Here is a 12,837-nt window from a genome sequence, read left to right on the forward strand (position 1 = left end):
CGGCTCCATTTGTTTGTGGCAAAACGTGGTTATATTTCAGAAGGCTGTCTGGCGGAAGTTGTTCCATACACTCTCTACAAGCTGGAAACCCAGCTGCAATGGCAGATTACTTCTGCGTTTGCATGGTGCAGTATGTAAGTGGCATACCCTGCAACCGCTCGCGCTGGCCGTCGCAAGCGTACATGTTTTCGATGCCGTTGCCCACTCGCGCGTTTTTACGGTATAACCGTTTTGTCTAGTTTTTAGCAATAAATTTAACATTGTGAGTGCCCTTTTTGTCCACCAACCGCTCACCTTGCCGCAAAAAATCGAGATTCTCGCGAAGGTTTTTTTGATGTAAAACGGGGGTAGCTTGTGAATGCGATGAAATGAATTTTTATTTAAAAAGACCGCCATTTGCACCAGATTTTGGGCGTTTTGCCGCTAAAAATACTGTGTTTTGGTGCTAAATGCACTGCATTTTGGTGCAAAATGCACTGCGTTTTGGTGCAAAATACAATGCGTTTTGGTACAAAACACCAGGCGAAATGGTGCTAAATGCAAGGCAAAAAGGTGCTAAACGCAAGGCAAAAAGCATAAATATACACACCAATTGTATAAACAAAACCTTTTAGGAACATTAAAAACATGACCGAAAAGGGCAAAATAGTGGTTAATAAGTGGGATTTTAGGGGCTAAAAGCGTGTAATTGGGCTTAGAAAAATACGAGCTGGCAACCAATCTAGAAAGGCTAAATGGTACAAAATGCAGGTTTTACTCTTAAAAACAGACAAAACAAAAGGAGTGGAAAGCTAGAAATAGGGGCGATTTGCCTACTTTATGGCTCATATTTTCGCTAGAACGGAGCGAAAATTGGAGCGATATTGTAAAATAAAAGATAATAATTTAAGTTTTCAAGTTGGTGAGTTGGAAAACTAGTGGGTTGGAGATTTTTCGATTTTTTTTGAGTTGACGTGCTGGTGTTTTTTGAGTTTTTGAGTTGATGAGTTAATAAGTTGATGAGTTGATTGGCTGATTTGTCCTGTACTTCGTGTGTGAGAAGAGCGTTTATCTTGTGTTGGCATCACAGAGAGAACAAGCTCCCCTTAATTTATAGGAACATAAAAAGTCAAGACTACTTCAAGGAGTGAACACAGAAATAAGGGACTTATCCAAACAAGCCAAAAGGCTATTCCAACAAAACGACAGATTATCCCTGCGGCTTAACGAACAAATGCCTACGCCTTCTAACAACAGAAAGACGTAGACATTTGCATTATCGCTCTCTAAATCATATGAGTATGGTTGCGTGTTGTATGATTATATACCTGCCACCCCACCCTTCTTGCACTTCTCAACCAACCCAAGCCGCAAGAGCAACACGCGTAGATTACACCTTGTTTAGTTCGTTAGCTAGAACACAACACCTGATGAACAACGCATCATCTGCAACAAAAACAGCCTGTAAAAGCATCTTGTTGTAGCGTCCGTACAAGGCTCTTCGTACTCGCACTACAAGGCTCTTGTACTCGCGTTTCAAGCACTTTGTAGTGTCAGTACAAGCCTTTTTTGAGACACTACAAGGTGTTTTGTACTGATGTCTGCATGGCTAAGTGCTGTTTGCCCTACGCTGACAAATGGCCGGCAGAGGAATTTTGTAATACGATGCTTACGCTTTGCCACATAACGGATAAGATGATGTGCAGTTATCTGAAAGTATTAGAGAAGCGGTTTGTGGAACAGGGCGACATAAAAGAACGTATGCACGCTGCTCGCACGGGGTATAGGCAGGCTCAAGACGATTTGTCGGCAAGGCTGAAAATAGAAAACGAACAGTTAAAGGCCGAAGTGCAAAGGCTGAAAGCAGAGTTGGAGATGCGAAAGCTAGAAGAGTGAGGGGGTAGTTTTTTTGTTATCCTAGGTATCCTAGTAATCCTAGGTATCCTAGTAGCCCTAGGTTTCCTAGTAATCGTAGGCTTTCTAGTCTTCCTAGTTATCCTAGTTATCCTAGTTATTCTAGTTATCCTAGGCTCTCTAGACATCCCAGTAACCCTAGTTATCCTAGGCATCCTAGTTGTTCTAGGCCTCCCAGTTACCCTATAAATATTATCCCCATATTTTGTATTCTCACAATTTTGCGTAACTTTGCACTACGAAAAATTAGGGTATAACAATGAATAAGAAAATGATTGTGGGCATGGCCATTGCTGCCATGTCGCTAATGGGCAACAAAGCTTACGCCCAATTCGATTTTGGAAAGATACTGCAAAACGGTGCAGACATATTATCGAATGGCGGAACAACCGACGATTTGCTTTCGGGCATTACCTCCATCTTCTCTGATAAGAAAGTGGCTACCATCGACGATCTTGTTGGCGAGTGGACTTACACCGAACCCGCTGTGGTGTTTATGAGCGAGAACTTGCTGAAAAAGGCTGGCGGAAAGCTGGCATCGAGTGCCATAGAGAAGACCATTGAAACGCAACTTAACAAGGTGGGCATTACCAAAGGGGCAATGAAAATGACCTTTACACGCAACGGGCGCTTTACGCAAACCATCGCTGGCCGACGTCTGCGCGGCACTTTTACCATCAAGGGTAAAGAAGTGGTGCTGAAATATGCAGGCGAAATAAAACAACTTGTTGGCACAACGCAGGTAGACGGCAACGACTTGCTCATCGTGATGGATGCCTCGAAGATGCTCACTTACCTCAAAGCTATTGGCAGTTTCAGTGGAAACGCCTCGCTGAAAACCGCCACTTCGCTGCTTGGAAGTATGGACGGCATGCTCTGCGGACTGCGTTTAAATCGTGCAAGCAAGTAAACAAGGAAACGAAAAGGGCTAAATCGCACGCCCCAAAGGTGCACTTTTAACACCCATGCGTTGCGTAATTCAAAGAAAAGACGTAACTTTGCACCGCTTTTTAAGGCGCATCAATCAAGAAATTGATATTTCGTGTGATGGCGAATTAAGCACAATTGTTTAATAACTTAATTTAGAGTAACACATTATGAGAGAAATTAATGTAGCAGGTAAGAGCAGAAGCAACCTGGGAAAGAAGGCTTCTAAGGAAATGAGAAAAGAAGGATTGATTCCTTGTAACCTTTACGGCGAGAAGAAAAACGCTGACGGTCTGCCTGAGGCTCTTTCGTTCGTTGTGCCTATGGCCGAACTTCGCAAGGTGGTTTATACGCCCCACATCTATGTGGTGAACCTCGATATTGATGGCCAGAAACACACTGCCATCATGAAGGAACTGCAATTTCACCCCGTAACGGATGCCCTGCTGCACGTAGACTTCTACGAAATCAACGAAGAAAAGAGCATCGCTATCGGCATTCCCGTTAACCTCGTGGGCTTGGCTCAGGGTGTTCGCGATGGTGGACGTCTTAGCCTTTCTATCCGTAAGTTGATGGTTAAGGCTCCTTACAAGCAAATTCCTGAAAAGCTAGACATTGACGTAACCGCACTGACCATCGGTAAGAGCATCAAGGCTGGCGAGCTTTCGTTTGAAGGTTTGGAAGTGGTAACACCGAAAGATGTTATCGTTTGCACCGTTAAGATGACGCGTGCTGCCGCTGCCGCCGCTGCTGCCGCTGCCGCAGGTAAGTAAAAAACGGTGGGTATTGAAAACCACTTTTCTGAATGGAGAAATATTTAATTGTAGGCTTGGGAAACCCCGGACGAGAATACGAGGCAACCCGTCACAATACAGGATTTATGATATTGGACGCTTTTGCAAAGGCGTCCAATATTGTTTTTGAGGATAAGCGTTATGGTTTTGTCAGCTCTGCGATGGTAAAAGGTCGCAAGTTGGTTCTGTTAAAGCCGTCAACGTTTATGAATCTCAGTGGAAACGCCGTGCGTTATTGGCTCGATAAAGAGAATATTCCACAAGAACACCTGCTCGTTGTGGTAGACGATTTGGCTCTGCCGCTTGGCCGTTTGCGACTGAAAGGCAATGGCAGCAATGGCGGACACAATGGGTTGGGGCATATCCAGCAGCTTATCGGACCGCAATATGCCCGATTGCGCGTGGGTATCGGCAACGAATTTCCGCGCGGAGGACAGGTAGATTGGGTGTTGGGCGAATACGATGACGAGGAACTTAAAGCCTTAGAGCCTGCCATTGAGCGCAGCATTGAGATTATCAAGAGCTTTGCCTTGGCTGGGATAACGGTTACAATGAACCAGTTTAACAAAAAGAACGCATAACTTTTGGCGATGAACGAGGCAAGGATTGACAAATGGTTGTGGGCCGCGCGGATATTTAAAACTCGCTCGATAGCGGCCGATGCCTGCAAAAACGGGCGCGTAACGCTTAATGGGGTGAACCTGAAACCAAGTCGAACGATTAAGGAAGGCGACGTGGTGAGCGTGAAAAAGCCGCCCGTAACCTACTCGTTCAAGGTGCTGAAAACCATCGAACAACGTGTGGGAGCAAAGCTGTTGCCGGAGATTTACGAGAACGTTACCGACCCAAAGCAGTACGAACTGTTACAGATGAGCCGCATCAGTGGCTTTATAGATAGGGCGCACGGTACGGGTCGACCAACGAAAAAGGAACGTCGAGCCTTGGATGCCTTTGTAGATCCCGTGATGTTTGGGTTCGACGATGAGGACGAGGGCGACGAATAAGTTCATTCAACACAGATTGTAAGCAGGTATTTCCTATCACTTGGAGGTATGTTCAGACTTTCAACCACCATCTTTCCTTACAGCCTTTTGCGGCGGCAACCACATTAACCCACGTAAACAATAAAGCATATACAAACCCTATGACCAACATTGCCATCTTTGTTTCGGGCAGCGGAACCAACTGCGAGAACATCATTAGGCACTTTGCCGATGATGCCAACGTACATGTCGCCTTGGTGTTGAGCAACAAACCCGACGCCTATGCCCTTATTAGGGCCAAGAACCACCATGTTCCTACGGCCGTATTAACCAAAGCCGAGTTTAACGATGAAACCAAAGTGATGGACTTGTTGAAAGCGCACGAGGTGAATTTCATCGTCTTGGCTGGTTTCTTATTGATGATTCCGCCCTTCCTTGTCGCTGCTTTTCACCAACGTATGCTCAACATTCATCCCGCCTTGCTGCCAAAATTCGGTGGGAAAGGCATGTATGGGCACCATGTTCACGAGGCGGTGAAGGCCGCAGGAGAGAAAGAAACGGGCATCACCATCCATTGGGTGAGCGACGATTGCGATGCTGGCGAGATTGTTGCACAATATTCTACGCCTTTAACAGACAGCGATACGCCCGACGATATTGCCGAGAAGGTACACCAGTTGGAGCAAGCTCACTTTCCCGAAGTTATTGCGCAGGTGTTGGAAAGGGCTAATTTATAGATTACACTTAACGGAAAACCATCATGAAGAGAACAGCTTTTATCTTCGTTGCCCTATGGGGCACGTTGTGTTTGAACGCTCAAGAAAAGTCAAAGGCTAATCGTTGGCCTTCGTTTCTAAATAAAACGGATTTTGCGGATGCCACAAAGTTCATCCCCGCGCCGCCCGATACGTCGAGCATTGCATACCTCAACGACTTTAATCGCTATCAATGGGGTAAGTCTATGCGCAATACAGCGCGTGGAAAGCAAGCCGTTTACGATGCGTCTGTTGACATCGACTCCGTGCTTAATGGCTTTTCAGATGCCTTTGGCATGCCAATCACCAAAAGTACGATGCCCGAACTGCACTATTTGATGGAGCGTGTGGAGAACGATGGCAGTCTTTCGGTGCGTAGTGCGAAGAAGAAATACATGCGCAAACGCCCATACGTGCAGTTTGGAGAAGGTACAGCCGTGCCGCACGAAGAGGAAGAACTGCGCCATACTGGCTCTTTCCCCTCTGGTCATACGGCTCGTGGATGGGCTATGGCCTTGGTTTTGGCCGAGATTAACCCCGAAAGACAAGACGAGATACTTGTGCGTGGCTACGAATATGGCGAAAGTAGGGTGATTGCCGGCTTTCATTATCAGAGTGATGTAGATGCGGCACGCCTTGTTGCAAGTGCTGCTGTGGCTCGCCTGCATGCTGATGAGGCCTTTCGCAAGCAGTTGGACAAGGCTAAAAAGGAATTTGCACGATTGAAAAAGAAGTAGTTTTGCAAACCACTTTGGTGCACAAATACGCTTGCGGGGCGTTTATGGCGAGTGATATAAACTACCATAAATGCCCCGCAAAGCTTTTGTTTATGTAGGTTTGTGGAGTTGACACAAAATCCCTTTGGCTTAACCAGCCTGCAATTACGCCTTGCTCAATGCGCGATAGGCCTCGTCGAAGGCCTTGGGATGTCGGCCGATGAGACATACATTAACAAGGCAATTGGCCGCAAGTTCGATGTCGGTTAGGTCTACGCCCTTTTCTTTCACCACCTCTTTGCCCAAGCAAACCTCCCATGTGGTGTCGAAAGCAGCATCTTCGGCACCCATAAAGGATGCGTCGCTGTTGGGGTCGGGCATTATTCGGTAGCGTATGTTCTTCTTAGAGGCCACGGGTTTCAGGCTCATCAGGATGTTATAGCCTTGTTCGAGCGAGGTGCGAAACTTGCCAGTGCCAGGGAACATGTCGGCGACAACGGGCATGAGGTCGTCGAATTGATAACGTTGTAAAAGTTGTTGCAGTTTCATTCGTGCTTTATTTTATGGGGTAAATGATGGGGGAACGATGCTCCCAATCAGAGTATTTTCAATGCAATGGCAGCACAAGCCTCGGCATCGGCCAAGGCATGGTGGTGCATATCAAGTTCGTAACCACAATGGCTGGCCACGGTAGGAAGTCTAAAATCGGCCAATCCTGCCTCTTTCAGCTTACGACGTGCTGTTAATAGCGTGCAATAAAAGGGATAATCAGGATATTCCATGTCGTAGGCGGCGAAGGCCGCTTTAAGACACGACTCATCGAAAGCCTTGTTATGCGCCACAAGCGGCTTGTTGCGTATCAGCGGAGCAATCTCTGCCCACACGTCGGGAAACGTGGGCTGACCATTTGTATCGGCAGTGGTAAGTCCGTGAATGGTAACGCACCGCTCTTCAAAATAGTTGGGCGTGGGTTGTATCAGATGGTAATAGCTGTCCACAATCTTACCTTCTTCCACCAGCACAAGGCCCACACTACACACGCTTTCCCTTTTGAAGTTGGCCGTTTCGAAGTCTATGGCGGCAAAATCTTTCATTGTTTTCTCTGTGTTTATAACGATATGGGCGGAACAATCCACGTTCCGCCCATATCTATTTGTTTTGTCTTGTGTTGGTTCGCTTTAACTTACGAGGCCTTAAAATTTAGCCATCTTTATGGCTACAATGGCGCATTCGTCGCCCTTGTTGCCGTATTTTCCACCGCATCTGTCAAGTGCTTGTTGCTGGTCGTTGGTTGTTAGCAAGCCATACACCACGGGGATTTCGCTCGTGGCGTTGAGTTTTGCAATGCCATATGTAACGCCTTGGCAAATGTAATCGAAGTGCGGAGTCTCACCTCTGATAACGCACCCCAGTATGATAACGGCATCATAGCCGCCGTTAAGCACCATTTGGTGTGCGCCATAAACCAATTCGAAACTGCCAGGAACGGTTTTTACGTGTATGTTCTCTGGCAATGCGCCATGCCTTTCTAGTGTTTGAACGGCTCCGTTTAGCAGAGCACCCGTCACTTCGGGGTTCCATTCAGACACCACGATGCCGATACACATGTTGCTGGCATCGGGAATTTTCGACAGGTCGTATTCCGAAAGGTTGTGTAATGCGGTAGCCATTATTTCGTTGATGCGCGTTCCACATACTTGTCAATCTCCGAACTCTGTACGAGTATGGAGTTAACATACTTCTTCTTGATGTCTTGGTAGATGGCCAAAGCCTCTTCTTTCTTGCCTTGCGACTCAAGGATTTCGCCTGCTTGGATAAGGAACAGGGGCGAAAGCGTGCTGTTTGCGCCATCGGCGTCTTTGCCGTCGGCCAGCTTTGCAGCCTTTCTCAGATTGTCAACAGCCTTGTCCAAGTCGTTAAGGTGTGCATAGGCGTTGCCCAAAGCCGCAACAGCAGCAGGGCTAACCATAGCATCCGAGGCGGGCGAATAGGCGTCGAGGAACTTCTTTGCAGCTTCCCATTTATCGAGATTTGCATTGCAAAGGCCAGCATACAGGTTGGCCAAGTTGCCTGCATCGGTGCTGCTGTAATCGTCGGCAATGCGTGCGAAACCCACATAACCAGCTCCATCGCCGTTCAGGGCCTTGTCGAATTGCTCTTGATTAAAGTATTCTTGCCCTTTGGCCAAGGCCGTACTAGCCTTTTCTTCGCGTGGACCAGCCACGAGCGACTTATACAGGAAGAAGCCAGCCACGATGAGAACCAAGGCCGCAACAGAGCCAAGTATCACTTTTTTGTTCTTCGAGAAGAATGCCTCAGAGCTTTGCGATGCGTCGAAAGTTTCGGCAACGCCTTGTTTGTTTTTGTTTGCCATTATATATTTAAACGTTGTTATTATTCTAAGAAGTGGGGCAAAATTACTGATTTTCTCGCATATAGTGAAACATATCAGCTACTTTTTTCGTTTTTCATACCCAAATGGCGTAACTTTGCAAGAGAGTTAACTGTTTGTTTCGATTATGATTTTGAATAGCATTTCAATTATCAATTATAAAAACCTGCGTGCTGTCAACTTGCAGCTGTCGCCCAAAACCAATTGTTTCATTGGGCATAACGGGTCGGGAAAGACCAATTTTCTCGATGCGTTGTACTACCTTTCGTTTTGCAGAAGTGCGTACAACCCCATTGATTCGCAGCTTATTACCCACGAGCAGGACTTTTTTGTGCTTGAGGGCGACTATACCAGCGAGGCTGGCGAGGCCGAAAACGTGTATTGCGGCATGAAACGTGGGTCGAAAAAGCAGTTTAAACGCAACAAGAAGGCTTACAAACGACTGTCGCAGCACATTGGGTTGATACCCTTGGTGCTGGTTTCGCCTGCCGATGCTGCACTTATTGATGGTGGCAGCGAGGAGCGTAGGCGACTGATGGACATGGTTATCGCACAATACGACACAACCTATATCGAGGCTTTAACCCGATGTAATAAGGCTTTGCAACAGCGAAACGCCCTGCTAAGAATGGAGGCCGAACCCGACTTAGCTTTGCTGGAACTGTGGGAAGAGGAGATGGCGGCACAAGGAAAAGTGGTATATGCCAAGCGCGCAGCCTTTGTAGAAGAGTTCATTCCTGTGTTCCAAAGCATTCACGAGCGCATTTCGGGTGGGTCGGAACGTGTCTCTCTGCGCTATATCTCGCATGGCCAGCGGGGCGACTTGCTCGATGTGATACGCAAAGACAGGCATAAGGATAGGGCTGTTGGCTACTCTTTGCACGGCGTTCACCGCGATGATTTGGAGATGTTGATTGATGGCTACCAACTAAAACGCGAGGGTAGTCAGGGCCAGAGCAAAACATACGCCTTGGCGATGAAACTTGCGCAGTTCGATTTCTTAAAGCGAACGGCATCTAAAACCACGCCATTGCTGTTGCTCGACGACATCTTCGACAAGCTGGATAGCCAACGCGTGGAGCGTATTGTGGAGTTGGTGTCGGGCGATAGCTACGGACAAATATTCATAACAGACACTAACCGAGAGCACCTAGACCGCATATTGCAGTCGGGAACTACTGATTATAAGCTTTTTTATGTAGAAAACGGGGAAATAACCGAGAAAGGAGGCGACAATGTTTAGGCGCGATGTGAAACCTTTGGGCGAGATATTGATGAAACTTCTGCGTGACGAAGGACTTGAAACGCCTTTACAACAGAAACGACTGATTGACGCATGGGAGACGGTGGCAGGCGCTATGGTGGCGCGTTACACCACAGAGAAGTTCATTAAGAACCAAACCTTGTTTGTTAAGATAACCAATCCTGCACTTCGCCAAGACCTTGCGATGATGCGAGCACAACTGATGCGACGACTAAACGAACAGGTTGGGGCATTGGTTATTACTGAAATTAAAGTGTTTTAAAAGAGGAGAAGATGGGGCGGATTGCTGATAGGCTAGGTTGTTTTAGTTGTTCTAGGTTTTCTAGATATTCTAGGCTTTCTAAGTATTCTAGGTGTTCTAGGTTTAACTGGCTTTACACCTAACTAGCTTACCTTCTTACTCCCTTTACTCCTTACTCCCTTTACTACCTATCCCTTGATTACTCCTAATAAAAACTAACGATGAATAAAGACAAAAAGAAAATAGGCTTAGCCCTATCGGGAGGTGGCTATCGTGCTGCTGCTTATCATGTAGGAACGTTGCGGGCATTGCACAAGTTGGGCATCCTCAACAAAGTAGATGTTATTTCTTCGGTGTCGGGCGGGTCGATAACTACGGCCTATTACGCCCTGCATAAAGACGATTACCAAACATTTGAACAAGGTTTTATTGCGCGTTTGCAGCGTGGTGTGCTTTGGTCTTCGTTTCTTTATGTAGGTGTTTTGGGCGTTCTTGTGCTTGCTTTCGCCGTGGCCTTGGGCTATATCACGTCGCTAGTGATGGGCACTTTATGGCCTAACCATCCCATTTGGGCAGGTAGCGTGGCCGCGTTGGTAGGCGTATGCGCATTAGTTTTTGTGCTTTTAGGTATCTTGAAGAACTCGTTTACGGCCTTGCCCACAAGCAAACTTATTTCAAAGCTTTACGATAAAGTGTTTTTCGAGCGCAAAACACTGTCCGACTTGCCCCAAACACCCTTGATTTGCATCAATTCCACCAACCTTGCCACGCAGCTGCCATTCACCTTTTCGCGCGGAATGATGGGCGAATATGCCTATCGCATCAACGGACAATCCATGTTCGATGCTAACGGTTTTCCACTTTCACGCGCCGTGATGGCCTCTTCGTGTGTGCCATACGGCTTTACGCCGATAACCATTGGTGCGGCTTTTGTGCGCGGCAAGTACGAAGATTGCGAACAAAAGCCCGAACCGCCCAAACTGATTGATGGTGGCGTGTACGACAATCAAGGGGCGCACAAACTAAGTCAAGACAAGAGCCGCTTTCGTTGCGACTACATTGTGGTGAGCGATGCAGGTAATGGCAGCGTGAGTGTAGCAGGCACCACGCACTTTTTTAACCTCGCCATGAATACCATTAGTATGATGATGAACCGCATAAAGAAGATGCAACGCAGCGACAACCTTTACGAAGGCTTTGCCAATAAGGAACATTTTGCTTACGTGCCACTTGAATGGGATTGCAGCGAACGTCCGTTACATGGCTTTGTTAACAACCTTCGCAATGGCAATGTACATCCCGATGTGTGGCAGGCACACGGCATAAGCGAGGCAGAAGTTGCAAGCTTGAAGGCAAAAGGCGCACAACGAACCGAGGCAGAAAAGGCCATTTTGCAGCACATTAAGGCCAGTGTGGGGTGGAGTAAGTTTGAAGGAAGCGTGCCTAGTGCCGATAACATAGACTTGGCTCGGCGTGTTGGCACTAGTCTTGTGGCTCTTTCTGCGGAGCATATAGACGCCCTAATAGCCCATTCTGCTTGGCTTGCCGAACTGCAAACGCGTCTTTATTTGCCGATGTTGGTAGAGCAAGTGTAAGTTAATAGGCTTAGGATGAACGTGATTTTAGTACAATCCTGTTTCATGAGATAAAATGATGTGTCACTCGGATATGGATTGGAATACCTACCATCGCAAGATGGAATACCAATGGATGAACATTTAAAAATAGTATATCTAAGTATATATGCGCATGAAAATGGTAAGGTGTTTAATGCTAATGTGCGTTTTCTTGGTGGCGTGTACGACACATACGCCCCCAAAGAAAATGGCGAAAAAGAAGAGGAGCAATATTCGTTGTTTTGAAAAGCTCGATACAGCTGACGCCAACAAAAGGTTCCTTGAATATAGGAAAAAGGAAGAGCAGGAATTTCCCGAAGAACAATTTATGTATCCACCCTGTGAATGCAACTACACGGACTCTGCGGGAAACGTCATAACTGTGACAAAAACCGAAGTTGGATATGTTAAGACAAAGCAGAAAAGAGGAAGTCTGTTTGGTGAGTATCGATGTTATTTCATGAATGGTAACATTCAAGAGTCTGGTCAATATTATTATCAAAGTTTTAATTGTGGAATATGGAGAGAATATGATATGAAAGGTTATCTCATCAAAGAAACAGATATGGACAAGCCTTACAAGAACTATTCTTGGCAAAAGGTCTTGGACTTTGTTAAAAAACGCAATATAGATCTTTATGACGAGCGTACCAACATAGACCGATATATTAACGAATCGAACATCCCCTGTTGGAAAATAAGCTGGTTTAACGCGCGCATAACGCTCCCTCGCTATACCATTATTGATGCACGAAATGGACGCATCATCACAGATGGCATTTCGCATGGGATGAAATAAAACGTATGATTCATTGTGTATTCAGGCACATACCAGGCTGGTGTCTGTTCCATAAATCTAGCGTAGGCTGGTTCTAAAAGCCGCCAAAGGGGTTTTTTAGAACCAGCCATAAATGACATACATTTATCTTTCCTTTCCCATCCACATTGAAATTAGTTACATTTTATATGAAGTCGTCTTGACTTCTGATATTTCTATACATGGAGGGTTGTTCACCATCTTTGTGCTGTAAAAGCATTCTCTACAAGTTGAGAATTGGTTGCCAATGGCAGATTACTTCTGCGTTTGCATGATGCTGTTACCGTTGTCCGTGAGCAGCATGCCCTGCAACCGCTCGCGCTGGTCGTTGCAAACCTACATGTTTTCCGTGCCGTTGCCCACTCGCGCGTGTTTACCATAGATTGCTTTTGTATGGTTTTTAGTAAGAAATTTAACATTATGAGTGCCCTTTTCGTCC

General features: G+C 46.4%; 15 protein-coding genes and 1 pseudogene. 12 read left to right on the forward strand and 4 right to left on the reverse strand.

The genetic code is table 11. The annotated features are described in order from the left end of the window. Positions 1-1,587: 1,587 nt before the first annotated feature. The 7 genes and pseudogenes from HMPREF2955_RS11830 to HMPREF2955_RS11860 all read left to right on the forward strand — a co-directional run. Positions 1,588-1,875: pseudogene (locus HMPREF2955_RS11830) on the forward strand (four helix bundle suffix domain-containing protein); the annotation flags it as partial. Between the two features lie 277 nt (positions 1,876-2,152). Continuing rightward, on the forward strand, positions 2,153-2,803 hold the full coding sequence (locus HMPREF2955_RS11835) for a lipocalin-like domain-containing protein (RefSeq protein ID WP_083317718.1): 651 nt from the start codon (positions 2,153-2,155) through the stop codon (positions 2,801-2,803). A 187-nt stretch (positions 2,804-2,990) separates the two neighbouring features. Then, the gene (locus HMPREF2955_RS11840) at positions 2,991-3,593 is read left to right on the forward strand and encodes a 50S ribosomal protein L25/general stress protein Ctc (RefSeq protein ID WP_019186965.1); all 603 of its coding nucleotides are present in this window, start codon (positions 2,991-2,993) and stop codon (positions 3,591-3,593) included. 32 nt (positions 3,594-3,625) lie between these two features. Further along, positions 3,626-4,195, forward strand: a complete 570-nt coding sequence (gene pth, locus HMPREF2955_RS11845) for an aminoacyl-tRNA hydrolase (RefSeq protein WP_070723671.1) — start codon at positions 3,626-3,628, stop codon at positions 4,193-4,195. A 9-nt stretch (positions 4,196-4,204) separates the two neighbouring features. Then, positions 4,205-4,618 carry an RNA-binding S4 domain-containing protein gene (locus tag HMPREF2955_RS11850; RefSeq protein ID WP_009230202.1) on the forward strand — a complete coding sequence of 138 codons (414 nt, stop codon included), beginning with the start codon at positions 4,205-4,207 and terminating at the stop codon, positions 4,616-4,618. A gap of 140 nt (positions 4,619-4,758) precedes the next feature. After that, positions 4,759-5,334, forward strand: coding sequence for a phosphoribosylglycinamide formyltransferase (gene purN, locus HMPREF2955_RS11855; protein ID WP_070723672.1), 576 nt, complete (start codon positions 4,759-4,761; stop codon positions 5,332-5,334). Between the two features lie 23 nt (positions 5,335-5,357). Beyond that, a complete protein-coding gene (locus tag HMPREF2955_RS11860; RefSeq protein WP_070723673.1) occupies positions 5,358-6,089 on the forward strand; it encodes an acid phosphatase in 732 nt (243 codons plus the stop codon). 144 nt (positions 6,090-6,233) lie between these two features. Here HMPREF2955_RS11860 and HMPREF2955_RS11865 read toward each other — a convergent pair whose 3' ends face one another. The 4 genes from HMPREF2955_RS11865 to HMPREF2955_RS11880 form a co-directional block, all read right to left on the reverse strand. Further along, positions 6,234-6,617 carry a hypothetical protein gene (locus HMPREF2955_RS11865; RefSeq protein WP_070723674.1) on the reverse strand — a complete coding sequence of 128 codons (384 nt, stop codon included), beginning with the start codon at positions 6,615-6,617 and terminating at the stop codon, positions 6,234-6,236. A 47-nt stretch (positions 6,618-6,664) separates the two neighbouring features. Continuing rightward, positions 6,665-7,162, reverse strand: coding sequence for a 3'-5' exonuclease (locus HMPREF2955_RS11870; protein WP_070723675.1), 498 nt, complete (start codon positions 7,160-7,162; stop codon positions 6,665-6,667). A 99-nt stretch (positions 7,163-7,261) separates the two neighbouring features. Then, positions 7,262-7,738: a 6,7-dimethyl-8-ribityllumazine synthase gene (gene ribH, locus HMPREF2955_RS11875; protein WP_009230207.1), complete on the reverse strand. Its 477-nt coding sequence runs from the start codon at positions 7,736-7,738 to the stop codon at positions 7,262-7,264. After that, a complete protein-coding gene (locus HMPREF2955_RS11880) occupies positions 7,738-8,442 on the reverse strand; it encodes a tetratricopeptide repeat protein (protein ID WP_070723676.1) in 705 nt (234 codons plus the stop codon). Before HMPREF2955_RS11880 ends, ribH begins: the two co-directional genes overlap by 1 nt. 145 nt (positions 8,443-8,587) lie before the next feature. Between HMPREF2955_RS11880 and HMPREF2955_RS11885 the strand changes: the two genes are divergently transcribed. From HMPREF2955_RS11885 to HMPREF2955_RS11900, 5 genes are all read left to right on the forward strand, one after another. Then, a complete protein-coding gene (locus HMPREF2955_RS11885) occupies positions 8,588-9,703 on the forward strand; it encodes a DNA replication/repair protein RecF (protein WP_070723677.1) in 1,116 nt (371 codons plus the stop codon). Continuing rightward, a complete protein-coding gene (locus HMPREF2955_RS11890; RefSeq protein WP_070723678.1) occupies positions 9,696-9,986 on the forward strand; it encodes a DciA family protein in 291 nt (96 codons plus the stop codon). The genes HMPREF2955_RS11885 and HMPREF2955_RS11890 overlap by 8 nt, the downstream gene beginning before the upstream one ends. 200 nt (positions 9,987-10,186) lie before the next feature. Then, on the forward strand, positions 10,187-11,560 hold the full coding sequence (locus HMPREF2955_RS11895) for a patatin-like phospholipase family protein (protein WP_070723679.1): 1,374 nt from the start codon (positions 10,187-10,189) through the stop codon (positions 11,558-11,560). 111 nt (positions 11,561-11,671) lie between these two features. Continuing rightward, positions 11,672-11,827, forward strand: coding sequence for a hypothetical protein (locus HMPREF2955_RS16905; RefSeq protein WP_168166897.1), 156 nt, complete (start codon positions 11,672-11,674; stop codon positions 11,825-11,827). Beyond that, positions 11,790-12,380, forward strand: coding sequence for a hypothetical protein (locus tag HMPREF2955_RS11900; protein WP_083317720.1), 591 nt, complete (start codon positions 11,790-11,792; stop codon positions 12,378-12,380). The genes HMPREF2955_RS16905 and HMPREF2955_RS11900 overlap by 38 nt, the downstream gene beginning before the upstream one ends. Positions 12,381-12,837: the final 457 nt, after the last annotated feature.

This window comes from Prevotella sp. HMSC073D09 (assembly GCF_001814145.1).
Lineage (GTDB): Bacteria > Bacteroidota > Bacteroidia > Bacteroidales > Bacteroidaceae > Prevotella > Prevotella conceptionensis.